Origin of the sequence: Aeromonas sp. FDAARGOS 1403, from assembly GCF_019047325.1 — a bacterium.
GTDB classification, from domain to species: Bacteria; Pseudomonadota; Gammaproteobacteria; order Enterobacterales; family Aeromonadaceae; genus Aeromonas; species Aeromonas dhakensis.
This window is the reverse complement of sequence record NZ_CP077249.1, coordinates 4,063,868-4,088,812: the sequence shown is the minus strand read 5'-3', so window position 1 is coordinate 4,088,812 and position 24,945 is coordinate 4,063,868. Positions and strand designations below refer to the sequence as shown.

The window sequence follows — 24,945 nt, the reverse complement described above, 5'->3', positions numbered from 1 at the left end:
GCAGGGATCAATATCAATGCGGCCAGGCTGGCTGTGGTGGGAGGTGTAGCATGACTCAGGCCCGGATCCTGGTAGTGGAAGATGACAATGGCCTGCGCGAAGCGCTGATGGATACCCTGTTGCTCGGCGGCTATGAGTGCCGCGAGGTGGACAGCGGCGAGCGGGCTCTGCTGGCCCTGTCGCGCCAGAGCTTCGACATGGTGATCTCGGATATCCAGATGGGGGGGATGGACGGCCTGACCCTGCTGGCCAACATTCGTCAGCAATATCCCCAGGTGCCGGTGCTGTTGATGACCGCCTACGCCAATATTGACGGCGCGGTGCGGGCCATGCGCGAAGGGGCCATCGATTACCTGGCCAAGCCCTTCTCCCCCGAGGTGCTGCTCAATCAGGTCAGCCGCTATGTGCCGGCCCAGAAGGTGGAGAAACGGGCCGTGGTCTACGGCGATCCCAAGACTGCCGAGCTGTTCCAGCTGGCGACCCGGGTGGCCAGAAGCGAGGCCACCGTGATGGTGACCGGCCCGAGCGGGACCGGTAAAGAGGTGCTGGCCCGCTACATCCACGACAACTCCAGCCGCGCCGAACAGACCTTCGTCGCCATCAACTGCGCCGCCATTCCGGAAAACATGCTGGAGGCAACCCTGTTCGGCTACGAGAAGGGGGCCTTTACCGGTGCGGTGCAGGGCTGCCCCGGCAAGTTCGAACAGGCCCAGGGGGGGACCCTGCTGCTCGACGAGATCACCGAGATGGATCTGGGGCTGCAGGCCAAGCTGCTGCGGGTGCTGCAGGAGAAAGAGGTGGAGCGGCTCGGCAGTCGCAAGCTGATCCCGCTCGATGTGAGGGTCATCGCCACCAGCAACCGGGATCTGAAAAAAGCGGTGCAGGATGGCCTGTTTCGCGAGGATCTCTACTATCGCCTCAATGTCTTCCCGCTGCGCTGGACGGCGCTGTGGGAGCGCCCCGGCGACATACTGCCGCTGGCGGAACACCTGCTGGCGCTGCATGCCGGTCAGCAGGGACTGCCGACGCCGCAACTGACGGAGGCGGCCCGCGAACGGCTGCTGGCTCACCCCTGGCCCGGCAACGTGCGCGAACTCGACAACGTGGTGCAGCGCGCCCTCATTCTGAGCCCCGACGGCCTCATTGGCTGCGAGCACCTCATTCTGGAAGAGGTGGAGGAAGAGGAGATCCGACTGGTCGGCAACGAGCGCAGCAGCGGCAGCGAACACCTGGGCAGCGAGCTCAAGCAGCAGGAGCACCAGATCATTCTCGACACCCTGCAGGATTGCAACGGCAGCCGCAAGGCGGTGGCCGACCGGCTCGGCATCAGCCCGCGCACCCTGCGCTACAAGCTGGCCCAGATGCGCGAGGCGGGGATCGACCTGCCGGCCTGAGGCCATTTCGGGCTCGACCAGGGGCCGCAGTGCGGGAGGCATCATGGTCTTGCCGGCCCGCCTCGATTATCATGGGGCCTCGGCGTTATGAGCCCGATTCCTGTCTGCATCGCAGCACAGGGGTCGGCGCCTTTATAAGGGACCCCTATGATCTCTCATCGAAAACTGGAAAGCGTACTCAACCATCTGCTCGAACCCCACGCCATCAAGGATTACTGCCCCAATGGCCTGCAGGTGGAGGGGCGTGAGCGCATTCGCAAGGTGGTGACCGGCGTGACCGCCAGCCAGGCTCTGATCGACGCGGCCGTGGCTGCCGATGCTGACGCCATCCTGGTCCATCACGGCTACTTCTGGAGTGGCGAGCCAGCCCAGATCACCGGCATGAAACAACGCCGCATCAAGACCCTGCTGACCCACGACATCAACCTGTTTGCCTATCACCTGCCGCTGGACGTGCACCCCGAGGTGGGTAACAACGCCCAGCTGGCCCAGTTGCTGGGCATCAAGGTGCGCCGCGGCCTCGAGCCCTGGAACAGCAAGAGCGTCGCCATGGTGGGCAAGCTGGAAGAGCCCATGAGTGGCAGCGATTTTGCCAAGCTGATTGCCGAGCGCCTCGGCCGTGAACCGCTCCATTGCGGCGACAGCGGCCCCGAGCTTATCCGCTCCGTGGCCTGGTGCACCGGTGGCGGCCAGAGCTACATCAATCTGGCGGCGGAGCAGGGTATAGATGCCTTCATCTCTGGCGAAGCCTCCGAGCAGACCATCCACACCGCCCGCGAGATGGGCATGCACTTCTACGCTGCCGGTCACCACGCCACCGAGCGTTACGGCGTCAAGGCGCTGGGGGAGTGGCTGGCGACGGTGCATGGGCTGGATGTCACCTTTATCGATATCGACAATCCGGTGTAAACCAGTCCACGATCTTGCTGCGAAACCGTGATCAAGGCTCATGTGCTGCTCGCTTATGTATACAGCAAAGAGTGCTCACGTATGTCCATACGTTCCGGTTCCTGAGCGGCTTGTGACCTTGCTGACGCTTTCTCGCGACAGGTCGTGAACAGCTTTGAATTAATGCTGCTATTGTTCGGGTATGTAGAAATGACAAGGGAGGCCTGAGCCTCCCTTGTTCTATTTTGCATGCTGCGGTTAACCGTTACTCGCTGGCATAACCCGCGGGGCCGAGCAGGGCGCCGTCGAGCAGGGCGGCCCCCTCCCGCATCTGCAGCCTGCCTTCACAGAACCACTGCACCACCAGCGGGTAGATGCTGTGCTCCTGCACCTGCACCCGGGCCGCCACCTCCTCGGCCGTGTCCCCTTCGAAGATGGGAACGCGGGCCTGCAGGATCACCGGGCCACCGTCGAGCTCTTCGGTGACGAAGTGGACGCTGGCGCCGTGCTCGTCATCACCGGCGTCGATGGCGCGCTGGTGGGTGTGCAGCCCCTGATACTTGGGCAGCAGGGAGGGGTGGATGTTGACCATCCGCCCGGCAAAGTGCCGCACCAGGTCGGCACTCAGGATCCGCATAAAGCCGGCCAGCACCACCAGGTCGGGCTGATAGTCGTTCATTAGCGCCAGCAGGGCGGCGTCATACTCCTCCCGACTGGAAAACTGCTGCTGGGCGAGGATGGCGGTGGCCACCCCCGCCTCTTTGGCGCGCACCAGCCCGTAGGCATCGGCCTTGTTGCTGATGACGCCGACCACCTGCCCGGCAATCTTGCCATCGGCGCAACTGTCGAGAATGGTCTGCAGGTTGCTGCCGTTGCCGGAGATAAGGACCAGGATCCGCATCATTGGATGACGACCTGCTCCTCGCCATCGGCCGCCTTGGCGATATGGCCGATATGCCAGGCGTTCTCGCCTTCGGCCTTGAGCAGGGTCAGCGCTTTTTCCAGCTGATCTGCCGGCAGGGCGATGATCATGCCGACGCCGCAGTTGAAGGTGCGGTACATCTCGTGGCGGGTGACGTTGCCAGCTTCTTGCAGCCAGCTGAACACCGCCGGCCACTGCCAGCTCTGCTCGTCGATCACCGCCTGGGTGTTGGCAGGCAGCACGCGCGGGATGTTCTCCCAGAAACCGCCGCCGGTGATGTGGGAGAGGGCGTGGATCTCGCACTCCTTGATGAGCTTGAGCACGGGTTTCACGTAGATGCGGGTCGGCTCCAGCAGGGCATTGGCCAGGGTGGTATCACCCAGTGGTTGCTGCACGTCGGCTTTGGAGACTCCCAGGATCTTGCGAATGAGGGAGAAGCCATTGGAGTGGGGGCCGCTGGCGGCCAGGGCGATCAGGGCATCCCCTTCGCCGACCTTGCTGCCGTCGATGATCTCGCTCTTCTCCACCACACCGACGCAGAAACCGGCGATGTCGTAATCTTCCCCTTCATACATGCCCGGCATCTCGGCGGTTTCGCCGCCCACCAGGGCGCAACCGGACTGCTCGCAGCCAGCACCGATGCCGGTGACCACGGCCGCAGCGGTGTCGACGTCCAGTTTGCCAGTGGCATAGTAGTCGAGGAAGAAGAGGGGCTCGGCGCCCTGCACGATCAGGTCATTGACGCACATGGCCACCAGATCGATGCCCACGGTGTCGTGCTTCTTCAGGTCGATGGCGAGGCGCAGCTTGGTGCCCACCCCGTCGGTGCCGGAGACCAGCACCGGCTCCTTGTAGCCCGCAGGGATTTGACACAAGGCCCCAAAGCCGCCAAGACCACCAAGGACTTCAGGACGACGAGTGCGCTTTGACACGCCCTTGATACGTTCAACCAGTGCATTGCCGGCATCGATATCCACGCCAGCATCCTTGTAGCTCAGTGAGGTTTTGTCAGTCACGCGTATTCCCCGTCATATAAAGAAGTGGAGGGTAAAATTCGGGGCGTATTCTAACAGTGGCGGTGAAAAACCAGAAAGGAAATCGTTTGCGCGTTTTTGCGCGGAAATGCTCTACAAGCGGCGGCTTTTGTTGTATGATTCCGCGATTTTTTTGCGGCAGTTAGAGGAGATAATAATGAAAGTCGTTGAAGTCAAACACCCCCTGGTCAAGCACAAGATCGGTCTGATGCGTGAAGGCGATATCAGCACCAAGCGTTTCCGTGAACTGGCCAAGGAAGTGGGCAGTTTGTTGACCTACGAAGCGACCTCTGACTTCGAAACCGAGAAGGTTACCATCGATGGCTGGAACGGGCCAGTGGAAGTTGACCAGATCAAGGGCAAGAAGGTCACCGTCGTGCCTATCCTGCGTGCCGGTCTGGGCATGATGGATGGCGTGCTGGAGCACATGCCGAGCGCCCGCGTCAGCGTGGTCGGTATCTACCGCGACGAAGAGACCCTGCAGCCGGTTCCCTACTTCGAGAAGATCGTCAGCAACATCGAAGAGCGTCTGGCGCTGGTCATCGACCCCATGCTGGCCACCGGCGGCTCCATGATCGCCACCATCGACCTGCTCAAGAAGAAGGGCTGCCAGTCCATCAAGGTGCTGGTGCTGGTTGCCGCGCCGGAAGGCATCAAGGCGCTGGAAGCCGCTCACCCGGATGTGGAGCTGTTCTGCGCCTCCATCGACCAGGGCCTGAACGAGAAGGGCTACATTGTCCCGGGTCTGGGCGACGCCGGCGACAAGATCTTCGGCACCAAGTAAGCCGCGATCGCCTCAAGGCGCGTCAGGCTGGCGCGCAAACGGAGCCGGCATCTCGCCGGCTCCGCTGTTTCTCCCGCCCCCGGCTTGCTGCCATGCGCGCCTTGCCGCTACCATAAGCACCATCTCCCATTTCGAGACTTCTCTCATGCTCAAACGTGTTGTGACCGCCCTGTGCTGCGGCTTGTCATTCATGGTGTCAGCCGCCCAGGTGACCGATCTCTATCAGGGCAAGGCCCCCACCAGCGGCGACATGGCGGCAGCCCAGTCCCAGGCCCTGGGCGAGGTGCTCGTCAAGGTGACCGGCAAGCGCGACATCCTGACCCAGCCGGCGGTGGTCAAGGCGCTGGCGGCCCCCGGCGCGTTCGTGCAGCACTACGGTTATCAGGACGTGGGGCCGGTGAAGTTTCTCAAGGCCGATTTCGACGTGACCAAGGTCAATGCCCTGGTGGCCGAGAGCAAGTTCGCCCTGCTGGGCCCGGCCCGGCCGCAAGTGGCCATCTGGCTGGTGATCAATGAAGGGGAGCGGCGCATTCTGCCGGATCAGTCCAGCGATGGCTGGGCCGCCGCCCTGCGTACCCAGGCCCAGGCGATGGGGCTGCCGGTCAGCATTCCGCTGATGGACTTGGATGACAACATGGCGGTCAATGCCACCGACGTCTGGGGCCGTTTCGCCGATCCCATCCTCAAGGCGAGCCAGCGTTACGGCGCCGAGATGGTGGTGTTGGGCAAGCTCACCCCTGAAGGTGACAAGTGGAGCATCGACTGGGGTCTCTACGGGCCCAAGGCCGGCGGTGAGCTGAGCGAACTGACCAGGGGCGAGGGCGCCGGCACCCAGGCCGAGGTAGCGCAGACGTTCGCCGATGCCCTGGCTGGCTGGCTGGTGCAGAACTACGGGGCGCGCATCTCCGGTGTCGCCTCCAGCCAGACACTGGTGGTGGAGGGGTTGTCCGGTATCGACGGCATGATCACGGTGCAGAAGATGCTGCAGGGGATGGCCAGCGTCACCAAGGTGGAGATTGGCAAACTGGAGGGGGACAAGGTGACCTTCAACCTGAGCCTGCAGGGGGACAAGGCCGAGCTCATCCGCGGGCTGCAGCTGGAGAGCCGGCTGCGCCAGCTGGCGGATACCCCAGAGGGGCTGAGCTACCAGTGGTCGCAGCCCTGATCCTGGCCAAGGATCCTGACCGTTCGGCCGAGAGCCATGGGCGCTCTTCTGCCAGGGCTTGAGCGCGCCGGCCAAGGAGTAGCCGTTCCCGTTAGCAATGGTCGCAGCCTGGATCCTTTATGAGGATCCACACCGCCCGGCATCGTCCGGGCGGTTCTCTATCCGCCTTCGCGATGATACACTTGCCCGCAAATGTCACAGTCAAAGCCCAACGAGTGAAGCAACCGGCCCAACTGTCTTTAGCCGTACAACTACCGGATGATGAAACCTTCGTCAGTTTTTATCCCGGCAACAATGCTCATCTGATCACCGCCCTCAAGAATGCGGCCATTGGTCAGGGTTCGCCTTTCCTCTATTTCTGGGGGGCCAAGGGATCGGGCCGCTCCCATCTGCTGCACGCCACCTGCGCCGAGGTCAATGCTCGCGACGCTGCCGCCGCCTATCTCTCCCTCGATCAGTTCGAACAGCTGGATCCCAGCATGCTCGACGCCCTCGAGAGCCTGCCGCTGGTCTGCCTCGACAGCCTGGAAGCGATCGCCGGCAATGCCCTGTGGGAGCGCGCTTTGTTCGACTTTTACAACCGCTGGAAGGAGAAAGGCGAGGGGACCCTGGTGGTGACCGGTTGCAGCGCGCCGCGCAAACTGGGGCTGCAGCTGCCGGATCTCGCCTCCCGCCTCGATTGGGGGGTGAGCTTCCACCTCGACGAGCTGGACGATGAGGGCAAGCTCAGTGCCCTGCAGCTGCGTGCCGAGCTGCGGGGCTTCAAACTGCCCATCGACGTGGGCCGCTTCCTGCTCAACCGCCTCTCGCGCGACATGCGCACCCTGCTCACCACCCTCAATCAGCTCGACAACGCCTCTTTTCGTGCCAAGCGCAAGCTGACTATCCCCTTTGTTAAAGAGATCCTCGAGCTCTGAGCCCTTCGGGTGTGTTTGAGCGTGAGCGACGCCTAAGCAATGAATAAAAAGAAACCCCGGCCAGTGGCCGGGGTTTTGCCTATCTCAAGGACTCTCTCAAAGAGTTCTGCCTATCAGTGGAACTGATCTTCTTCGGTGGAACCCGTTAAAGCGGTCACCGAGGATTGGCCGCCCTGGATGACGGTGGTCACCTTGTCGAAGTAACCGGTGCCCACCTCTTGCTGGTGTGCCACGAAGGTGTAGCCCCGCTCGGCAGCGGCGAACTCGGGCTGCTGCACCATCTCGACATAGTGCTTCATCCCTTCGCCACGGGCGTACTGGTAGGCCAACTCGTACATGTGGAACCACATGTTGTGGATCCCTGCCAGGGTGATGAACTGGTACTTGTAGCCCATGTCGGACAGCTCCTGCTGGAAGCGGGCGATGGTGGCATCGTCCAGGTTCTTCTTCCAGTTGAAGCTCGGGGAGCAGTTGTAGGCCAGGATGCGATCCGGGAACTGGGCCTTGATCGCTTCGGCAAACTTGCGCGCCTCGTCCAGATCCGGCTTGGCTGTTTCGCACCACACCATGTCGGCGTAGGGGGCGTAGGCCAGACCGCGGGCGATGGCCTGATCGATGCCGGCTCGCACCTTGTAGAAACCTTCGGCGGTGCGCTCACCGGTCAGGAAGTCCGCATCGTAAGGATCCGCATCCGTGGTCAGCAGGTCTGCCGCGTTGGCGTCGGTACGGGCGATCACCAGGGTGCTGGTGCCGCACACGTCGGCCGCCAGACGAGCCGCGACGAGCTTCTGCACCGCTTCCTGGGTCGGAACCAGCACCTTGCCGCCCATATGGCCGCATTTTTTCACCGAGGCCAGCTGATCTTCGAAGTGCACGCCGGCGGCACCTGCCTCAATCATCCCCTTCATCAGCTCGAAGGCGTTCAGCACGCCGCCGAAGCCGGCTTCCGCATCCGCGACGATGGGCAGGAAGTAGTCGATAAAGCCCTCATCCTGCGGCCCTACCTTGTTGGCCCACTGGATCTGGTCGGCACGGGCGAAGGAGTTGTTGATGCGCTCCACCACCGACGGCACCGAGTTGGCCGGATAGAGGGACTGATCCGGATACATGGTGGAGGAGAGGTTGTTGTCAGCCGCTACCTGCCAGCCGGAGAGGTAAATCGCCTCGATCCCCGCCTTGGCCTGTTGCACCGCCTGGCCGCCGGTCAGGGCGCCGAGACAGTTGACGTAGCCCTTCTTGGCGCCGCCGTGGATCAGCTCCCACAGCTTGTCGGCGCCACGTTGGGCCAGGGTGTGCTGCGGCTGCAGGCTGCCGCGCAGGTTGACCACGTCCTCGGCGCTGTAGCCGCGCTTGATCCCTTTCCAGCGGGGGTTCTGTGCCCAGTCTTTCTCGATAGCCTGGATCTGTTGCTCACGGGTCAGTGCCATATCAGTTCCCTCTTTCATTGATTTCACGTTTCCATTGACTTGTTATTGGCGAGCCCCTTGCGGAGCCCGTGATTCAGAGCCGCTCGTAACCGGGCAGCGTCAGAAAATCGATCAGGGTATCGGCGCAGGTGATCTCTTCCATCAGGGCGCTCGCCTCGGCGAAACGGCCCGACTGCCAGCGGGCTTCGCCCACCTCGCGTTTGACCACCTCCTGCTCCTCGGCCAGCATCTGGCGGAACAGATCCTTGGTCACCACCTGGCCGTTTGACAGGGACTTGCCGTGGCGGATCCACTGCCAGATGGAGGTGCGGGAGATCTCGGCGGTAGCCGCATCTTCCATCAGACCGTAGATGGGCACGCAGCCATTGCCATTGATCCAGGCCTCCAGATACTGCAGGGCAACCCGGATGTTGGTGCGCATGCCTGCCTCGGTGCGCTCGCCCTCGCAGGGTGCCAGCAGGTCGGCGGCTGTGATGGGGGCATCCTGCTCGCGCAGCACGCCGATCTGGTTCTTGGCGCCGGCCGGGATGGTGGCGTTGAACACGGCCATGGCGGTGTCGGCCAGGCCTGGGTGGGCCACCCAGGTACCATCGTGGCCGTTGTCGGCTTCACGCTGTTTGTCGGCATGTACCTTGGCGAAGACCTGCTCGTTGACGGCGGCATCCTTGGCCGGAATGAAGGCGGCCATGCCCCCCATCGCCAGCGCGCCGCGCTTGTGACAGGTCTTGATCAGCAGCCGCGAGTAGGCGGAGAGGAACGGTTTGTCCATGGTCACCACCTGGCGGTCCGGCAGGACGCGATCCGGGTGATTCTTGAGCGTCTTGATGTAGCTGAAGATGTAGTCCCAACGACCGCAGTTGAGGGCCACGATGTGATCCTTCATCTGATAGAGCAGCTCGTCCATCTCGAACACCGCTGGCAGGGTTTCGATCAGCACGGTGGCCTTGATGGTGCCGCGGGGCAGGCCGAACTTGTCTTCGGTCCAGGCGAACACCTCGCTCCACCAGCGTCCTTCCAGGTGACTCTGCAGCTTGGGCACGTAGAAGTAGGGGCCGGATCCCTTGGCCAGCAGCGCCTTGTGGTTGTGCAGGAAATAGAGGGCGAAGTCGAACAGGCCGCCGGGAATGGGGGCACCATCAAAGGTGACGTGTTTCTCCGGCAGGTGCAGACCGCGTACCCGGCAGATGAGCACGGCCGGATCGGCATTGAGGGTATAGGATTTCCCCTCCGGGCTCTGGTAGGCAATGGTGCCATTGACCGCATCGCGCAGGTTGATCTGACCCTCGATCACCTTGTTCCAGGCGGGGGCCAGCGAATCTTCGAAGTCCGCCATGAACACCTTGACGTTGGCGTTGAGGGCGTTGATCACCATCTTGCGCTCGACCGGGCCGGTGATCTCAACACGGCGATCCTGCAGGTCGGCAGGAATGCCGCGTACTGTCCAGTCGCCGGCGCGGATGTGGGCAGTCTCAGGCAGGAAGTCCGGCAGCTCGCCGCCATCGATACGGGCCTGGCGTGCCACACGTTGTTTCAACAATTCGTCCCGTTGGGGAGCAAAGCGTTCCACCAGTTCGGATACCAGGGCCACCGCGTCCGGCGTCAGAATTTGCGCGTAATCGGGATGCATTTCGCCCTGGATGCGCAGACGGGCGCTACAGTGGGTCTGGGCCGGTGCCGACATAGTGTTCACTCCTTTGAGAATTACATTTTGAACTAATTAACTACGACTAAAGTCGATCCCTGTTTTTTCAATCTTCCCGTAACAACGGGATAACACGATTCATAAGGTGCGAAATATTGCTCTATTCGTCAACAGCTTTTTTAAAACGCCCGTTTTGGTCATGATGTTAACTATATGTTTTAAATGGATTTGTTTGATTAGCGCAAAAACTCTATGCAGATGGTTATGCTCTTGTTTTCCACCCCTTCGCGGTGGCCCCATATCGGGGGGAGAACAGTCGACGGGATGTAACTTATTACGTAATAAAATTACAAATGCAAAAACAAATCCCGACCTCACTCCAAGCTTTCAAAAAACGTCCGTATGAAATGCGTTTGAGCAACCCAGCAAGCGCTTGGTGCCTTCTGGCATTGGCTGGAGAACGGTTGTTTAAAACTCAAGTCGCTCAATGGGACCAAATGGGGTCCGGTGGCAGCCGAGTGAGAAAGTGATGGGCAATAACGTAGGTTTGTATCACCTCAGGGGATGGCGTGTGCAGGTGAGGGGAGGAACGCTGGTAGCAGATATGACTGCCGCTATTTCGTTACGCAGGATATTGTTGTTATTTGTATCAGCGGGCCATCCTGGCCCTCAAAGGAGGTATCAAGGGGAGATGATCCCGAGTGTCGCGACCCTGATCTCCTGTGACAGGAAGGGTTGACGCCAGGGTTGACGGTTCAGTAGTCATCGTCCGGCGCCGCCAGATCGACGATGTCGAGCCGTACGACGGGGCCATGTTCGGCCACATACTGGTTGGCACCGATTTCGGTGGCCGGCTGGGGCAGGGGAGAGTGTTCGGGTTGTGCTTCAACTGCTTGCGTCATGGGTGCTTGCCTCACTGGATTGCAAGCCGGTTGGTGACTCCATCACCCGGGTTTCCACCTCCCTGTACGAAATGCCGGCGGAAAAGTCGCGTATCCTAGCGATACTCTCGAAAGGTTTCAAGCGGTTCTGAATAAAATCCGTACCGCAACTGATTGGTGACTCTTTGAAGGAGAGGGCGTGACACGAGAGGCTAACGGCGAGCGGCGGGTGAAGATCGGGATGACGGATAAAAAAATAGCCCAGTCGCTGGACTGGGCTATTTTCGGGGAATGATGGTCGGCGTGAGAGGATTTGAACCTCCGACCCCTGACACCCCATGACAGTGCGCTACCTGGCTGCGCTACACGCCGACAAGGTCAGTCTGTGCTGACGGGGAGGAAGTCTAATGTTCCGCACCTTTGGACGCAACTCCTTTTTTATCATAGAGATGCTGACTGCTTCTTTATTGCTCAGCGCAGATGGAACTTGGGGGTGCCAGCGGGATTTGGCATAATCGCCGCCCCGCCGCGGGCATGGATGGCGGGACCTATGCCATAGCGATCGGAGGCACGGGGCCGTAATACCGTCTTTCGCCGACAGCATGATCTGTCGTCATCAACCAGTCAGAGAGGAGCAGGGCGTGAAACCATCGGACGTTGCAGCACAGGCGAGCCAGCACGAGCAGGACGAACGCTGGATGCGCCATGCCATGGCGCTGGCCGCCAGGGCCGAGGGGATCGGCGAGATCCCGGTGGGCGCCGTGCTGGTGCAGGGGGATGAGATTGTCGCAGAGGGTTGGAACCGCTCCATCAGCGAACACGACGCCTGCGCCCATGCCGAGGTGATGGCGCTCCGGGCGGCCGGCGAGCGGCTGCAAAACTACCGTCTGCTCGACACCACCCTCTATGTGACCCTGGAGCCCTGCTGCATGTGTGCCGGTGCCCTGATCCACAGCCGAGTCAAGCGGGTGGTCTATGGCGCGCGGGACTTGAAGACCGGCGCGGCCGGCTCAGTGTTCGAGATCCTGCAGGACCCGCGTCACAATCACAGGGTCGAGCTGACCGGTGGCGTGCTGGCAGAGGCCTGCTCGGCCCAGCTGTCGGATTTCTTCAGGCGTCGCCGCGCCGAGAAAAAGGCCGCCAGATTGGCACTGCAACAAACCCTGGCCGCCGACGATTGAGGCGCATCGGTGCAAGCGGCGCGCTCCAGCGGCGCTTGCACTACATTTTTAACTTTATAAAACAGTTGGTTATCATCTTCTCCATGGCATCTTTGATGCCGCTTTCTTGCCTGCAAATAAGCCCGGTTCACGGGACCTTCATGTAACAAAACTGTCATGCAACCGCCATATAATGCCGCCAAGCCTAGCTCACATTGAGGTTTTGCATGTCATCGGAATCGTTGCACCTGGTTATGGCGGGGAGCAGAAAGCGCCGTATCAAGGATAAGTTGGCCAAGTACGGGGTGACCACGGGCGGAGCCCTGGTACTGGTCGCCCTGTTGCTTATTTTCTTCTATCTGCTCTATGTGGTGAAACCCATCTTCAATGGCGCCTCCATGGAGCCGACTGCATCGTTTACCCTGCCCATTCAGGGCAAGACCGCCTGGCTCGGGGTGGAGGAGCAGAACGAGATCGGCTATCGCTTCAGCGACCAGGGCCAGGTCAACTTCTTTGCCGTCCAGAATGATGGCAAGGTCAAGGTGGGCCAGTCGCTCGGTCAGGCACAGGTAAAGGGTGACATCACTGCCGTCGCGCCGCCGTCGCCGGGCCAGAAGCTGATGGCCTACGGTTTTGCCGACGGCAAGGCCCAGGTGGTGCAGCCCGCTTTCAAGGTCTCCTATCCCAACGACGTGCGGGTCATCGAACCCAGTCTGCAGTACCCCTTCGGCGAAGAGCCGGTCGTGGTGGACCCTGCGGGCAAGGCGCTGTCGCTGATGGTATTTGAAGCCACCAAGGACAAGATGGCCACCGCGGCCGTGACCGCCGATGGTCGCGGCGTCATGATGGTGATGAGCGGCGAGGAGAACTTCCTCTCCGGCGAAGTCGAGTGGAGCGCCCAGAACTACACCATCCCCTCCCTGCCGCGCCACGTGGATCAGATGTTGCTGACCCCCAACCTGCGCATCCTGTTCGTGCGCGATGGCAACCGCCTCTCGGTCTATGACATCCACAACCTGAACGACATCTCCCTGCGCAACGTGCTGGAGATCAACGCCCCCGATGCCAACGTGACCCGGGTCGAGCTGCTCTCCGGCGCCTCCTCCCTGCTGGTGGGCAACGACAATGGTGTCATCTCCCAGTGGTTCGAAGTGGCCCGGGATGGCAAGCGCCAGTTCACCCAGATCCGCGACTTCAAGGGCGATGGCGCCGTGGCGCAGCTGACCCCCGAACATTTTCGCAAGGGCTTCATCAGTGCCGACAAGAGTGGCACCATCAGCTTCTTCCACGCCACCGGCGAAACCAAGCTGCTGAGCGAGAAGGTGGAGGGCGGCGCCCTGTCGGCGCTGGCCATCTCCCCCCGTCACAACGTGCTGCTGATGCAGCAGGGAGACGCCTTCAAGCTGTTTGCGGTGGAGAACGAGCACCCCGAGGTGACCTGGTCGGCGCTCTGGCAACAGGTGTGGTATGAAGGCTACCCCGAGCCCCAGTACGTGTGGCAGTCCACCTCCGCCAGCAACGACTTCGAGGCCAAGCTGAGCCTGGTGCCGCTGGTGTTCGGCACCCTCAAGGCCTCCTTCTATGCCATGGTGTTTGCGGTGCCGCTCGGCGTCGCCGGCGCCATCTACACCGCCTACTTCATGTCGGCGGGGCTGCGCAAATACGTCAAGCCGACGGTGGAGATCATGGCAGCCCTGCCGACCGTTATCCTCGGCTTCCTGGCCGGTCTGTGGCTCGCACCCATCATAGAGGGGGCGCTGCCCGGCGTGGTGCTGCTGCTGATCCTGCTGCCGATGGGGATGCTGTTGACCGCCCTGGTCTGGAACTACCTGCCGGAGCGTGGCAAATCCTGGCTGCCAGAAGGGTGGCACGCCATCCTGCTGATCCCGGTGCTGCTGCTGATTGGCTGGGGCGCTTTCGCGGTGAGCCCGCTCATCGAGAACGCCTTCATGCACGGTGACTCGCGCATCTGGCTGACCCACGACATGGGCATCAAGTTTGACCAGCGCAACTCCCTGGTGGTCGGCATCGCCATGGGCTTTGCGGTCATTCCCACCATCTTCTCCATCGCCGAAGACGCTGTCTTCTCGGTGCCCAAGCACCTCACCCAGGGCTCCCTGGCCCTGGGTGCCACACCGTGGCAGACCCTGAGCCGGGTGGTGATCCTCACCGCCAGCCCGGGCATCTTCTCGGCGGTGATGATGGGCCTTGGCCGCGCCGTGGGCGAGACCATGATAGTGCTGATGGCCACCGGCAATACCCCCATCATGGACTTCTCCATGTTCCAGGGGCTGCGCACTCTGGCCGCCAACATCGCGGTGGAGATGCCGGAATCGGAAGTGGGCAGCTCTCACTATCGGGTACTGTTCCTCGCCGCCTTCGTGCTGTTCGTGTTCACCTTCTTGTTCAATACCCTGGCCGAGTTCATCCGTCAGCGGTTGCGTGAAAAATACAGCTCCCTGTGATGGGCTGCTCTGTAAGGATCGAGGAATCGACAATGGGTAAGTGGTTTAAATCGGGGGCCCCCTGGATCTGGATGACCGGCGGCGCCGTCAGCCTGAGTCTGGTAGCTGTACTGGGTCTGCTGCTGCTGATCGGCTGGCGTGGTCTGGTCTACTTCTGGCCCCACCCCATCTATGAGTGGCAACTGGAAGACGCCCAGGGCAACAAGAGCGTGCTGATCGGCGAAATCAACGACCGCGAGCTGGTGCCGGTCGAGCGGCTGCGGGCCGCCGGCCTGCCGCTGGCAGGGGAGGAGCGCGAGCTGCTGACCCGTTATCTGGTCAAGACCGGCAACCGCGAGTTCGTCGACCTGGACTTCCGCTGGGTGCTGGAGACCGACATCAAGTCCCAGAGCCTGCCGGCGGAGCTGGCCATGGTGGAACGCGCTACCAACGGCAACTTCTACGGCTATATCGTCGCGGTGAAAGAGGATGGCCGCGAGCTCACCTCGGATCTGCATCCCGCCCTGCAGCGGGTGCTGGCGCGGGCCAACGGCCTCTCCGAGCAGGCTGACGATCTGCAAAAAGGGGACATCGGCAGCATCAACTATCAGCTGGAGCGGCTGCGCCTGAAAGAGCGCAAGGCCGAGCTGGACGACAAGTTGACCGATCAGCTTAAAGCCGAGCTGGCGAGCGAGCGTCAGGCCCTCAACGATCGTTATCAGGTGCTGGAGAAGGAGCTCTTCTCCCTGCGTGCCCAGGCGGACAGAGACAGCATCACGGTCAAGGACATGCGCGGCGAACTGGTGACCATGCCCATGTCCAAGGTGCTGGACGTGGTGTGGCCCAACGACATGAGCCTGCCGGCCAAGGTGGGTTACTGGTTCCACCAGATCGGCAAGTTCGTCTCCGACGATCCGCGCGAGGCCAACACCGAGGGCGGGGTGTTCCCGGCCATCTTCGGGACCGTCTTCATGGTGTTCCTGATGGCGATCATCGTGACTCCGCTGGGGGTCATCGCTGCGGTCTACCTGCACGAGTACGCGGGCAAGAACAGCCTGACCAAGATCATCCGCATCGCAGTGATTAACCTGGCGGGCGTGCCCTCCATCGTGTACGGCGTGTTCGGTCTGGGCTTCTTCGTCTACACCCTCGGTGGTTCGCTGGACCAGCTGTTCTATCCGGAAGCGCTGCCGAGCCCGACCTTCGGCTCCCCCGGCGTCATCTGGTCTGCGCTGACCTTGGCCATCCTGACCCTGCCGGTGGTGATCGTCTCCACCGAAGAGGGGCTGGCCCGGATCCCGAGCACCATCCGCCAGGGGTCTCTCGCGCTGGGGGCCACCCAGGCCGAGACCCTGTGGCGCATCGTGCTGCCCATGGCAAGCCCGGCCATCATGACCGGCCTCATTCTGGCCATCGCCCGCGCGGCCGGTGAAGTGGCGCCGCTGATGCTGGTGGGGGTGGTGAAACTGGCGCCGACCCTGCCGATGGACGGCAACTTCCCGTATCTGCACGTGGAGCGCAAGTTCATGCACCTGGGCTTCCACATCTATGACGTCGGCTTCCAGAGCCCCAACGTCGAGGCGGCGCGTCCCTTGGTCTACGCCACCTCCTTCCTGCTGGTGACGGTGATCGTCGGCCTCAACCTGACGGCCATCGGTATCCGTAACCACTTGCGTGAAAAATTCCGGTCGCTGGAACATTGATAGACCAGCACCACAGAGACGGGCAGGGAACAGGGTTCCCTGCCAGCCAAGCGTTCCGGCCGCGGGCAATGAGAGTGCCCGCCGCCACCGACAGATTTTGAGGTAACAGATGATCAACGTAACGACCGCAGCGACCCAGCATACCGCGACCGACCTGCTCAACCTGAGCCCGGAGCAGACCGCGCTGGAGGTGAAGGATCTCAACCTGTACTACGGCAACAAGCAGGCGCTGTTCAACGTCAACATGAAGATCCCCAAGGGCCAGGTCACTGCCTTTATCGGCCCCTCCGGCTGCGGCAAGTCCACCCTGCTGCGCTGCATCAACCGGATGAACGACCTGGTGGAGATCTGCCGCATCGAGGGCGAAATTCAGCTGCATGGTCACAACATCTACGACAAGAGCGTCGATGTCTCCGCTCTGCGCCGTCAGGTGGGCATGGTGTTCCAGCGCCCGAACCCCTTCCCCAAGTCCATCTACGAGAACGTGGTCTATGGCCTGCGCCTGCAGGGCATCAACGACAGACGCACCCTGGACGAGGCGGCCGAGCGCTCCCTGCGCGGCGCAGCCCTGTGGGACGAGGTGAAGGATCGCCTGCACGACAACGCCTTCGGCCTCTCCGGTGGTCAGCAGCAGCGGCTGGTGATTGCCCGCGCCATCGCCATCGAGCCGGAAGTGTTGCTGCTCGATGAACCGACCTCGGCGCTCGACCCCATCTCCACCCTCACCATCGAGGAGCTGATCAACGAGCTCAAGAGCCAGTTCACCGTGGTGATCGTCACCCACAACATGCAGCAGGCGGCGCGGGTCTCGGATCAGACCGCCTTCATGTACATGGGCGAGCTCATCGAGTACTCGGACACCAACACCATCTTCACCACCCCGGCCAAGAAGAAGACCGAAGATTACATCACCGGTCGTTACGGCTAAGAGATGCTGGCGATGGAGATGAGCAAGATGAGCATCAACAAACAGATTACCGGTCAGTTCAACGACTAGGGCGTGTTGGTGCAACAAGGGTTATGGGGATGAGCAAGATGAGCATCAACAAACAGATTACCCGTCAGTTCAACGACTAAGGCATACTCGGAGCATCAAGGATTATTGGTATGGACAATATGAACCTCAACAAACACATCTCCGGTCAGTTCAATGCCGAGCTCGAGAGCGTGCGCAACCAGGTGCTGGTGATGGGCGGGCTGGTGGAGCAGCAGCTGACCGACGCCATCGCGGCGATCCACGATCAGGATCTGGACGCGGCGCGCAAGATCGTGGCCAACGACCATAACGTCAACGCCATGGAAGTGGCGATCGACGAGGAGTGCACCCGCATCATCGCCAAGCGCCAGCCCACCGCCTCCGACCTGCGGCTGGTGATGGCCATCATCAAGACCATCACCGACTTGGAGCGCATTGGCGATGTGGCGGACAAGATCGCCCGCATGCTGACCGACAACGCCAACAAGCCGCAGCCGCCGCTGGTGTCGCTGGAGAACATGGGCCGCCGCACCATCAAGATGCTGCACGACGTGCTGGACGCCTTCGCTCGCATGGATCTCGATGCTGCGCTGGCGGTCTACAAGGAAGATGACAAGGTGGACCGGGAGTACGAGTCCATCATCCGCGAGCTGATGACCTACATGATGGAAGATCCGCGCACCATACCGCAGGTGCTCAACGTGCTGTGGGCGGCGCGGGCCATCGAGCGGGTGGGCGATCGCTGCCAGCACATCTGCGAATACATCGTCTACTACGTGAAAGGCAAGGACGTGCGCCACACCAAGGCAGACGACCTGGGCACCCTGCTGGGGAAAGGGTGAGTCTGAAATGAATAAAAAGGCGCTTTGAGCGCCTTTTTTGTTGCCTTTTCAGTCAGTGCAAGATATCGCCACCCGACTGGCGCTTTTCTGCTAGAATATGCCCCCTGTGTGAGTCCCGGATCGACTCACGGTCCGGTCTCCCGGACCCAGTTTGCCGTCTTGTGCTAAGGCGGGTGTAGCAATAGGTTAATCATGAGTTTTGCCGATAGTTTATTTTTCCTGATGCTGCTGGTTGCCGGCAGCGTGTTCTTCTCTCTCTCCGAGATATCCCTCGCCGCCTCCCGCAAGATCAAGTTGCAGGTGATGGCCGATGAGGGCAACCGCCATGCCGAAAAGGTACTGGCACTGCAGGCCCAGCCGGGCAACTTCTTCACCGTGGTGCAGATCGGGCTCAATACCGTCGCCATCCTGGGCGGTATCCTGGGCGAATCCGCCCTGAACCCGGCCATCAAGGAGCTGGTCTCCGAGTTCTATCAGGGGCCCTGGCTGAGTGAAATCAGCTCGGCGGCCTCCTTCGTGTTCGTCACCGGCATGTTCATTCTCATCGCCGATCTGATGCCCAAGCGCCTCGCCATGACCATGCCGGAGCGGATCGCCGTGGTGGTGGTGCGCCCCATGCTGCTGTGCGTCACCCTGCTGATGCCGCTGGTGTGGCTGTTCAATGGCATGGCCAACGGCCTGTTCCGGCTGCTGCGCATCTCCATGGTGCGCAACGACGAGATCACCTCCGACGACATCTATGCGGTGATGGATGCGGGGGCCGAGGCCGGCGTCATCCAGCGCGAGGAGCATCAGCTCATCGAGAACGTGTTCGAGCTGCAGTCCCTCGGCGTCACCTCCGCCATGACGGCGCGCGAGAGCCTCATCTACTTCACCCTGCAAGAGGGGGAGGAGAGCATCAAGGCCAAGATCGCCGAACATCCCCACAACAAGTTCCTGGTGTGCGACCACAACCTCGACAGCATCAAGGGCTTCGTCGACTCCAAGGAGCTGCTGATCCGGGTCATCAGCGGCCAGAGCATCGATCTCAACAGCGGCTCCCTGGTGCAGAACGTCATCATCATCCCCGACACCCTCAACCTCTACGAGGCGATGGAGTACTTCAAGAACCATCGCGGCGACTTCGCGGTGGTGATGAACGAGTACGCGCTGGTGGTGGGTATCGTCACCATGAACGACCTGATGAGTACCGTCATGGGCGAGTGGGCCACCCACGTGGTGGAAGAGCAGATAGTGCAGCGGGATGAGAACTCCTGGCTGGTGGATGGGGTGACCCCCATCTCCGACGTGATGCGTGCCTTCGACATCGAGGAGTTCCCGGAAAACCAGAATTATGAAACCATCGCCGGCTTCATCATGTACATGCTGCGCAAGATCCCCAAGCGAACCGACTCGGTCAAATACGCCGGTTACAAGTTTGAAGTGGTGGACATCGACAGCTACAAGATTGACCAGCTGCTGGTCACCCGGGTCGAGGCCACGCCGGCCGACAAGCCCGCTCAGGAATAGTAAAAGGAGCTCGTTAGCAATCATGAAGATGCAGTCTCATTCCCGTGCGCTGGCCTGTGTAGCGCTCGCCCTGGCACTCGGTGCCTGCAGCCAGAGCGCACCGCGCAAGGCCACTCCCGTCGCCAAGCCGGCCGCCCCCAAGGCTGCCGTGGTCATGCCGCAGCCGGATCCCGATGCGGTGGTGCAAAGCGCCGTGGCGGAGCCGAGCCCGGTGTTCGACGAGGAGTATCACGGCCCGGATCAAGGTTCGCTCGAGTCGGTGACCGCCCTGTTTGCCCGCGGCTACATCGAGTCGGCCATGCGCGAGACCATGTTGGCGGCGGTGCACAGCGACTACCCGCTGCTGGGCATGCGGGACGTGCGCCTGACCGACCCGGTGGCCAAGTTCCTCACCTCGGCCCAGGCCCGTACCACGGCCCACGACTACCTCTATGCCGGGGTGCAGCGCCGGTTGGGCCGCCCGCTCAGCCCCGCCCAGTGGGAGCAGATCTGGCAGGGGTATCCCCAGCAGGGTCGGGTCTCCGACTGGGTCAAACAGACCAAGCGGGTACTGGCCGGGCGTTGAGCCACCAGTTCATCTGTTGCCACAAGAGGCCACCTTAGGGTGGCCTCTTGCTTTTCTGCCTTCTGCCTTCTGCGTTTGTGGTTTTGCGGTGATGCCGGTTGCCGTCGGGCGGGCTTTGCTTTATCTTGTTTTGGCCATCTAAACATCTATATGTTTTTATGGCTGATTTATTCAGGGTGACGATGGCGACGGGTTGCCGCGCCGCCGGGGCAGGCGCAACGGATAAAGCGCACAGACCCGCACAACAAGACAACAACACAACAAGAGACGAGACAGATGGATACGCAGGCATTGTGGATACTGGATGGCGGCATGGGGCGCGAGCTGGCACGGCGGGGCGCGCCGTTTCGCCAGCCGGAGTGGTCGGCACTGGCTCTGATGGAGGCCCCCGAGACGGTGCGCGAGGTGCACGAGGCCTATGTGGCGAGCGGGGCCCAAATCATCACCACCAACAGCTATGCGCTGGTGCCGTTTCATATCGGTGAGGCGCGCTTTTCGGCAGAGGGGGAGCGGCTGGCGACCCTGGCCGGCCAGCTGGCCCGCGAGGTGGTCGATGAGCAGCCGGGCCGCGTGCAGGTGGCCGGCTCCTTGCCGCCGCTCTTTGGATCCTACCGCGCCGACCTGTTCGACGCAGGCCGGGTGAGCGAGCTGGCGACCCCGCTGATCCGGGCGCTCTCCCCCCGGGTGGATATCTGGCTGGCGGAGACCATGAGCCTCATCGCCGAGCCGCTGGCCCTCAAGGCCTTGCTGCCCGAGGATGGCAAGCCGTTCTGGGTCTCCTTCACCCTGGAAGACGAGGCGCCGGGCAGCGAACCGACCCTGCGTTCCGGTGAGCGGGTGGCGGACGCCGTCGCCGCACTGTCATCAGCCGGGGTGGATGCCATCCTGTTCAACTGCTGCCAGCCCGAGGTGATCGACGCCGCGCTCAAGGTGGCCAGGGCCGGCCTACAGGCGCTGGGGCGCACCGACATACGGCTCGGCGCCTATGCCAACGCCTTCCCGCCCCAACCGAAGGAGGCGACCGCCAACGACGGGCTGGACGAGATCCGCACCGATCTGGGATCGCTGGATTACCTCGGCTGGGCCGAGCGCTGGCGCGCTGCCGGGGCAAGCCTCATCGGCGGTTGCTGCGGCATCGGCCCGGAACACATTGAGGCGCTGGCCAGCCGGCTGCGTTAAGGAGCGCCCATGAAAGAGAGCAAGATCGGGCTCTGGTCCCTCACTGCACTGGTGTTCAGCTCCATGGTAGGGGCCGGCATCTTCAGCCTGCCCCAGAACATGGCCGAGGTGGCGGGCGCTCGCGCCGTGCTGATCGGCTGGGCCGTCACCGGGGTCGGCATCCTGGCGCTCGCCATGAGTTTTCTCTATCTGTCGCGCTTAAGGCCGGAGCTAGATGGCGGCATCTACAGCTATGCCCGGGCCGGTTTCGGCGATCTGGTGGGCTTCTTCTCCGCTTGGGGCTATTGGCTGTGCGCCACCATCGGCGTGGTGGGCTATCTGGTGATCGCCTTCGCGGCGCTGGGCAGCTTCGTCGACACCCCGGAGCGGGTCTGGTTTGGCGAGGGCAACACCTTGGCGGCCTTCATCGGCGAGTCCTGCATCCTCTGGGCGGTGCACCTGCTGGTGGCCCGCGGCGTGCAGCAGGCGGCCCTGTTCAACCTGATGGCGACCTTGGCCAAGAGCCTGCCGCTGCTGTTGTTCATCCTGTTTGCCTGCTACTGGTTCGACCCGGTCACCTTCGCGGCGGATCAGCAGGGCAGCACTCTGGCAACGCCGGTCTCCGAGCAGGTGCGCAACACCATGCTGATCACCCTCTGGGTCTTCACCGGCATCGAGGGGGCGGCTGTGCTGTCGGCCCGTGCCAGAAACAGGCGGGACGTGGGCACGGCCACCGTGCTCGGGGTGGTGCTGGCGCTGCTGCTCTATGTGCTCATCTCGGTGCTGGCGCTCGGGATATTGAGCCGCCCCGAGCTCGCGGCCCTGCCCAACCCTTCCATGGCGGGGCTGATGGCCCAGATGACGGGCTCCTGGGGCAAGCTGCTCATCAGCGCCGGCCTTATCGTCTCGGTGCTCGCCTCCTACGTGAGCTGGACCCTCTTCTCGGCCGAGGTGCCGTTCAGTGCGGCGCGCCATGGCGCCTTCCCGGCCATCTTCCGGCGCCAGAACCACAACGGCACCCCCATTGCCTCGCTCTGGCTTACCAGCCTGACGGTGCAGGGGTGTCTGCTGCTGGTGTGGCTGCTTGGCAAGGGCTACACCAACCTGCTGCTCGTCTCCACCTCCATGATCCTGGTGCCCTACCTGCTGATCGGCCTGTTCCTGCTAAAGCTCGCCTTCAGCGGGCAGGGGAACCTCCTGATGCGAGCGGTGGCGCTGGTGTCGAGCGGCTATGGTCTCTGGTTGCTCTACGCCGCCGGGGTGGAGTACCTGCTGCTGTCGCTTCTGCTCTACGGGCCGGGTCTGCTGCTGTTCCTCTACAGCCGGCGCCAGCTGGGGGCCGAGCAGCCCCTGAGCGGACGCGAGCGGTTGCTGGCCGGGGTAACGCTGCTGAGCCTCATTCCCGCCGTCTGGTCCTTTGCCCACGTCTGACAGGAGTGACCGTCAATGCAAGAGAGCGCCCAAGGGGGCGCTCTCTTTTTGTCTGCGACGTTGTGCCTAGCGGCTGGCGGGGCCGGCCGGCTTGCCAAACAGCACCGCGAGCTTCTGTCGCCAGGGGAGGCCCTGGGCCTCTTGCAGCATGTCGCGCCACTCGTGGAAGGTGAGGGTGAGGGGGTTGAAGCTGTGGATGGGCTTGGTGATGCCGAAGCGACACGGCTCGTCTAAGTCTTCTTCCACGAAGGTACCGAACAGCCGGTCCCAGATGATGAGCACCCCGGCGAAGTTGCGATCGATATATTTGGCGTTGCTGGCGTGGTGCACCCTGTGGTGGGAGGGGGTGTTGAAGATCCACTCCAGCCAGCCAAGCTTGCCCACCACCTGGGTGTGGACGAAGAACTGAAAGCCCAGGCTCAAGAGCACGGTGGCCACCACCGCCTCGGGCGGGAAACCGATGAGGATCATGGGGATCCAGAACAGCCACATGCCGGAGACCGGGTACATCAGGCTCTGGCGAAAGGCGGTGGAGAGGTTGAGCCGCTCCGAGCTGTGGTGCACCACGTGGGAGGCCCACAGCCAGCGCACATGGTGGCTGGCGAAGTGGAACAGCCAGTAGCAGAGATCCTGCAACAGGAAGAGCAGCAACAGGCTCCAGACGTTCAGCTCTATGTCCAGCAGCCGCCAGCCCCAGAGGGCGTCGTAGAGGTAGGCGATGGCGATGGCCGCCAGGGCATCACCCCCCTGATGCATCAGCGCCAGGGTGGCGTTGGCGAAGAGATCCCTCCATTGGTAGCCGGCGCTGGGAAAGGCGGCGCCATGCTTGCGCAGGTAGAGCATCTCCCAGCCGATAAAGGCCACAAAGATCGGCGAGAGGTAGAGCAGGAGCAGTTGCACATCCATGTCGGGTATCCAGTCAGAGCAATTGCTCTCCAGCATAAAGGATGAATGCAAACTTTCATTAACATTTTGCTGCAGTGGGTGTGTTCATCTGGAGCTTTATGAGGCATGTGGCCAGCGGCGGCCCATCAATTGGTGTGACGACCCCCTGAGCGGCGGGTGCAGTGACTATGCTTGATGAGGCTTTCTACCTCTGGAGTGGCAGATGATGCGGCTGTGGTGTTGTTTGTTGATGGGGGTCTGCCTGCTGGCGCAGGCCAAGACCCGGGTCGAGATCCTGGCCGATGCCAACTATCCCCCCTATTCCTGGCAGGAGGGAGAGGAGGTCAAGGGGATCTATGCCGACATAGTGCGCAGCGTGACGGCCTCCATGGATGGCTACGAGGTGGTGATCAAGGCCATGCCCTGGCGACGGGGTCTGAGCATGGTGGAGCAGGGTAGCGCCTTCGCCATCTTCCCGCCCTACTACCAGCCAGACGGTCGCCCCTGGATGTGGCCCTACTCCCAGCCCCTGCTCGACGAAGAGCTGGTGGTGATGTGCGGCGCCGGGGTGGCCGTCAACACCCCGCAGGCGCAGTTCCCGACCGACTACTACGGCTTGCGCTTTGGCATGAATGCCGGTTTTACCATCGGCGGCGCCCCCTTCTGGCAGGCGATCAAAGAGCAGAAGATCGGGCTAGAGGAGGTGAAGAGCAACCGGGAAAACCTGCTCAAGATAGTGCGCGGCCGGGTGGACTGCACCGTCAACGACCGGCTCTCGCTGCTCTATGAACTGCTCAGCATGATCAAGGGCAACCAGCTGGCGGTGGCCGACATGTCCCAGCTCAAGCAGGGGCCTGTGCTCAGCCGGGAGCAGGGGTTTCTCGGCTACAGCCGCAAGGGGGAGTTCGACTTCAAGGAGGACTTTGTCGAGCAGTTCGACAAGCATCTCTACGAACTCAAGAAGCGGGACGGGATCCGGACCATAGTGGAGCATTATCTGGGAAAGTCCCCACGCTGAACTGATGATGGAGCCGGTCAGATTCAGCCTTCCCGTCGTGTCGGCCAAGCAACAGAGGGACAATCAGTCCCTCTGTTGCTTTTATAGTCAGCCTGATCTTGCCCATATGACAACCGTACTCCCTCATCCCTCACCACCATCTGGCGACTGGTCTGTTTGAAAATTCAATGTAACCTGTTGTTTTCAAATGGTTGATGAGG

General features: G+C 62.0%; 21 protein-coding genes and 1 tRNA gene. 15 read left to right on the top strand and 7 right to left on the bottom strand.

The features are described from left to right. The first annotated feature begins 50 nt into the window (after positions 1-50). Positions 51-1,394, top strand: coding sequence for a sigma-54 dependent transcriptional regulator (locus I6L33_RS18740; protein ID WP_010633470.1), 1,344 nt, complete (start codon positions 51-53; stop codon positions 1,392-1,394). A 147-nt stretch (positions 1,395-1,541) separates the two neighbouring features. Continuing rightward, positions 1,542-2,303, top strand: a complete 762-nt coding sequence (locus I6L33_RS18735) for a Nif3-like dinuclear metal center hexameric protein (RefSeq protein ID WP_017786251.1) — start codon at positions 1,542-1,544, stop codon at positions 2,301-2,303. 244 nt (positions 2,304-2,547) lie between these two features. On the opposite strand, the gene purN is transcribed toward I6L33_RS18735, so the two are convergent. Continuing rightward, on the bottom strand, positions 2,548-3,186 hold the full coding sequence (gene purN / locus I6L33_RS18730) for a phosphoribosylglycinamide formyltransferase (protein ID WP_216973102.1): 639 nt from the start codon (positions 3,184-3,186) through the stop codon (positions 2,548-2,550). Then, a complete protein-coding gene (gene purM, locus I6L33_RS18725) occupies positions 3,183-4,220 on the bottom strand; it encodes a phosphoribosylformylglycinamidine cyclo-ligase (protein WP_216973101.1) in 1,038 nt (345 codons plus the stop codon). The genes purN and purM overlap by 4 nt, the downstream gene beginning before the upstream one ends. Before the next feature lie 175 nt (positions 4,221-4,395). Here purM and upp point away from each other — a divergent pair, with 175 nt between their 5' ends. The 3 genes from upp (at position 4,396) to hda (ending at position 7,104) form a co-directional block, all read left to right on the top strand. Further along, on the top strand, positions 4,396-5,022 hold the full coding sequence (upp, locus tag I6L33_RS18720) for a uracil phosphoribosyltransferase (RefSeq protein ID WP_005302745.1): 627 nt from the start codon (positions 4,396-4,398) through the stop codon (positions 5,020-5,022). 145 nt (positions 5,023-5,167) lie between these two features. Further along, entirely contained in the window at positions 5,168-6,187 is a 1,020-nt protein-coding gene (locus I6L33_RS18715) for a DUF2066 domain-containing protein (protein WP_216973100.1), read from the top strand. A gap of 215 nt (positions 6,188-6,402) precedes the next feature. Then, positions 6,403-7,104: a DnaA inactivator Hda gene (hda, locus tag I6L33_RS18710; RefSeq protein ID WP_010633474.1), complete on the top strand. Its 702-nt coding sequence runs from the start codon at positions 6,403-6,405 to the stop codon at positions 7,102-7,104. Between the two features lie 113 nt (positions 7,105-7,217). Here the strand turns inward: hda and aceA are convergent, their stop codons facing one another. The 4 genes from aceA to I6L33_RS18690 all read right to left on the bottom strand — a co-directional run bounded on the left by aceA (position 7,218) and on the right by I6L33_RS18690 (position 11,426). Further along, complete coding sequence (aceA, locus tag I6L33_RS18705; RefSeq protein WP_005302742.1) at positions 7,218-8,531, bottom strand: isocitrate lyase; 1,314 nt, start codon at positions 8,529-8,531, stop codon at positions 7,218-7,220. Between the two features lie 73 nt (positions 8,532-8,604). Further along, a complete protein-coding gene (aceB, locus tag I6L33_RS18700; protein WP_005302741.1) occupies positions 8,605-10,212 on the bottom strand; it encodes a malate synthase A in 1,608 nt (535 codons plus the stop codon). 716 nt (positions 10,213-10,928) lie between these two features. After that, complete coding sequence (locus tag I6L33_RS18695) at positions 10,929-11,075, bottom strand: hypothetical protein (RefSeq protein WP_017778551.1); 147 nt, start codon at positions 11,073-11,075, stop codon at positions 10,929-10,931. A 274-nt stretch (positions 11,076-11,349) separates the two neighbouring features. Continuing rightward, positions 11,350-11,426, bottom strand: a tRNA-Pro gene (locus tag I6L33_RS18690). A gap of 269 nt (positions 11,427-11,695) precedes the next feature. On the opposite strand from I6L33_RS18690, the gene tadA reads away from it, so the two are divergent. The 9 genes from tadA to I6L33_RS18645 all read left to right on the top strand — a co-directional run bounded on the left by tadA (position 11,696) and on the right by I6L33_RS18645 (position 22,842). Further along, complete coding sequence (gene tadA / locus I6L33_RS18685) at positions 11,696-12,235, top strand: tRNA adenosine(34) deaminase TadA (protein WP_216973099.1); 540 nt, start codon at positions 11,696-11,698, stop codon at positions 12,233-12,235. 206 nt (positions 12,236-12,441) lie between these two features. Then, on the top strand, positions 12,442-14,679 hold the full coding sequence (locus tag I6L33_RS18680; protein ID WP_216973098.1) for an ABC transporter permease subunit: 2,238 nt from the start codon (positions 12,442-12,444) through the stop codon (positions 14,677-14,679). A gap of 32 nt (positions 14,680-14,711) precedes the next feature. Continuing rightward, the gene (gene pstA / locus I6L33_RS18675; RefSeq protein WP_017782339.1) at positions 14,712-16,361 is read left to right on the top strand and encodes a phosphate ABC transporter permease PstA; all 1,650 of its coding nucleotides are present in this window, start codon (positions 14,712-14,714) and stop codon (positions 16,359-16,361) included. Positions 16,362-16,470: 109 nt separating this feature from the next. Further along, positions 16,471-17,289 carry a phosphate ABC transporter ATP-binding protein PstB gene (pstB, locus tag I6L33_RS18670; RefSeq protein ID WP_005302736.1) on the top strand — a complete coding sequence of 273 codons (819 nt, stop codon included), beginning with the start codon at positions 16,471-16,473 and terminating at the stop codon, positions 17,287-17,289. Positions 17,290-17,468: 179 nt separating this feature from the next. Continuing rightward, entirely contained in the window at positions 17,469-18,179 is a 711-nt protein-coding gene (gene phoU, locus I6L33_RS18665; protein ID WP_005302735.1) for a phosphate signaling complex protein PhoU, read from the top strand. Positions 18,180-18,371: 192 nt separating this feature from the next. Then, a complete protein-coding gene (locus I6L33_RS18660) occupies positions 18,372-19,688 on the top strand; it encodes a hemolysin family protein (RefSeq protein WP_206220375.1) in 1,317 nt (438 codons plus the stop codon). A 22-nt stretch (positions 19,689-19,710) separates the two neighbouring features. Beyond that, complete coding sequence (locus I6L33_RS18655; protein ID WP_005302733.1) at positions 19,711-20,253, top strand: hypothetical protein; 543 nt, start codon at positions 19,711-19,713, stop codon at positions 20,251-20,253. 276 nt (positions 20,254-20,529) lie between these two features. Further along, on the top strand, positions 20,530-21,432 hold the full coding sequence (locus tag I6L33_RS18650) for a homocysteine S-methyltransferase family protein (protein ID WP_216973097.1): 903 nt from the start codon (positions 20,530-20,532) through the stop codon (positions 21,430-21,432). A 9-nt stretch (positions 21,433-21,441) separates the two neighbouring features. After that, on the top strand, positions 21,442-22,842 hold the full coding sequence (locus tag I6L33_RS18645; protein ID WP_201883888.1) for a basic amino acid/polyamine antiporter: 1,401 nt from the start codon (positions 21,442-21,444) through the stop codon (positions 22,840-22,842). A gap of 66 nt (positions 22,843-22,908) precedes the next feature. On the opposite strand, the gene I6L33_RS18640 is transcribed toward I6L33_RS18645, so the two are convergent. Continuing rightward, complete coding sequence (locus tag I6L33_RS18640; RefSeq protein WP_162518675.1) at positions 22,909-23,748, bottom strand: sterol desaturase family protein; 840 nt, start codon at positions 23,746-23,748, stop codon at positions 22,909-22,911. Positions 23,749-23,977: 229 nt separating this feature from the next. Here I6L33_RS18640 and I6L33_RS18635 point away from each other — a divergent pair, with 229 nt between their 5' ends. Beyond that, on the top strand, positions 23,978-24,745 hold the full coding sequence (locus I6L33_RS18635) for an ABC transporter substrate-binding protein (RefSeq protein WP_017765601.1): 768 nt from the start codon (positions 23,978-23,980) through the stop codon (positions 24,743-24,745). Positions 24,746-24,945: the final 200 nt, after the last annotated feature.

Excerpts from the sequence above, each read along its gene's own strand:
- I6L33_RS18740 (WP_010633470.1), top strand. The coding sequence starts at position 51 with ATGACTCAGGCCCGGATCCTGGTAGTGGAAGATGACAATGGCCTGCGC.
- I6L33_RS18735 (WP_017786251.1), top strand. The coding sequence starts at position 1,542 with ATGATCTCTCATCGAAAACTGGAAAGCGTACTCAACCATCTGCTCGAA.
- purN (WP_216973102.1), bottom strand. The coding sequence starts at position 3,186 with ATGATGCGGATCCTGGTCCTTATCTCCGGCAACGGCAGCAACCTGCAG.
- upp (WP_005302745.1), top strand. The coding sequence starts at position 4,396 with ATGAAAGTCGTTGAAGTCAAACACCCCCTGGTCAAGCACAAGATCGGT.
- I6L33_RS18715 (WP_216973100.1), top strand. The coding sequence starts at position 5,168 with ATGCTCAAACGTGTTGTGACCGCCCTGTGCTGCGGCTTGTCATTCATG.
- aceA (WP_005302742.1), bottom strand. The coding sequence starts at position 8,531 with ATGGCACTGACCCGTGAGCAACAGATCCAGGCTATCGAGAAAGACTGG.
- aceB (WP_005302741.1), bottom strand. The coding sequence starts at position 10,212 with ATGTCGGCACCGGCCCAGACCCACTGTAGCGCCCGTCTGCGCATCCAG.
- I6L33_RS18695 (WP_017778551.1), bottom strand. The coding sequence starts at position 11,075 with ATGACGCAAGCAGTTGAAGCACAACCCGAACACTCTCCCCTGCCCCAG.
- I6L33_RS18680 (WP_216973098.1), top strand. The coding sequence starts at position 12,442 with ATGTCATCGGAATCGTTGCACCTGGTTATGGCGGGGAGCAGAAAGCGC.
- pstA (WP_017782339.1), top strand. The coding sequence starts at position 14,712 with ATGGGTAAGTGGTTTAAATCGGGGGCCCCCTGGATCTGGATGACCGGC.
- pstB (WP_005302736.1), top strand. The coding sequence starts at position 16,471 with ATGATCAACGTAACGACCGCAGCGACCCAGCATACCGCGACCGACCTG.
- phoU (WP_005302735.1), top strand. The coding sequence starts at position 17,469 with ATGGACAATATGAACCTCAACAAACACATCTCCGGTCAGTTCAATGCC.
- I6L33_RS18660 (WP_206220375.1), top strand. The coding sequence starts at position 18,372 with ATGAGTTTTGCCGATAGTTTATTTTTCCTGATGCTGCTGGTTGCCGGC.
- I6L33_RS18655 (WP_005302733.1), top strand. The coding sequence starts at position 19,711 with ATGAAGATGCAGTCTCATTCCCGTGCGCTGGCCTGTGTAGCGCTCGCC.
- I6L33_RS18650 (WP_216973097.1), top strand. The coding sequence starts at position 20,530 with ATGGATACGCAGGCATTGTGGATACTGGATGGCGGCATGGGGCGCGAG.
- I6L33_RS18645 (WP_201883888.1), top strand. The coding sequence starts at position 21,442 with ATGAAAGAGAGCAAGATCGGGCTCTGGTCCCTCACTGCACTGGTGTTC.
- I6L33_RS18640 (WP_162518675.1), bottom strand. The coding sequence starts at position 23,748 with ATGGATGTGCAACTGCTCCTGCTCTACCTCTCGCCGATCTTTGTGGCC.
- I6L33_RS18635 (WP_017765601.1), top strand. The coding sequence starts at position 23,978 with ATGGGGGTCTGCCTGCTGGCGCAGGCCAAGACCCGGGTCGAGATCCTG.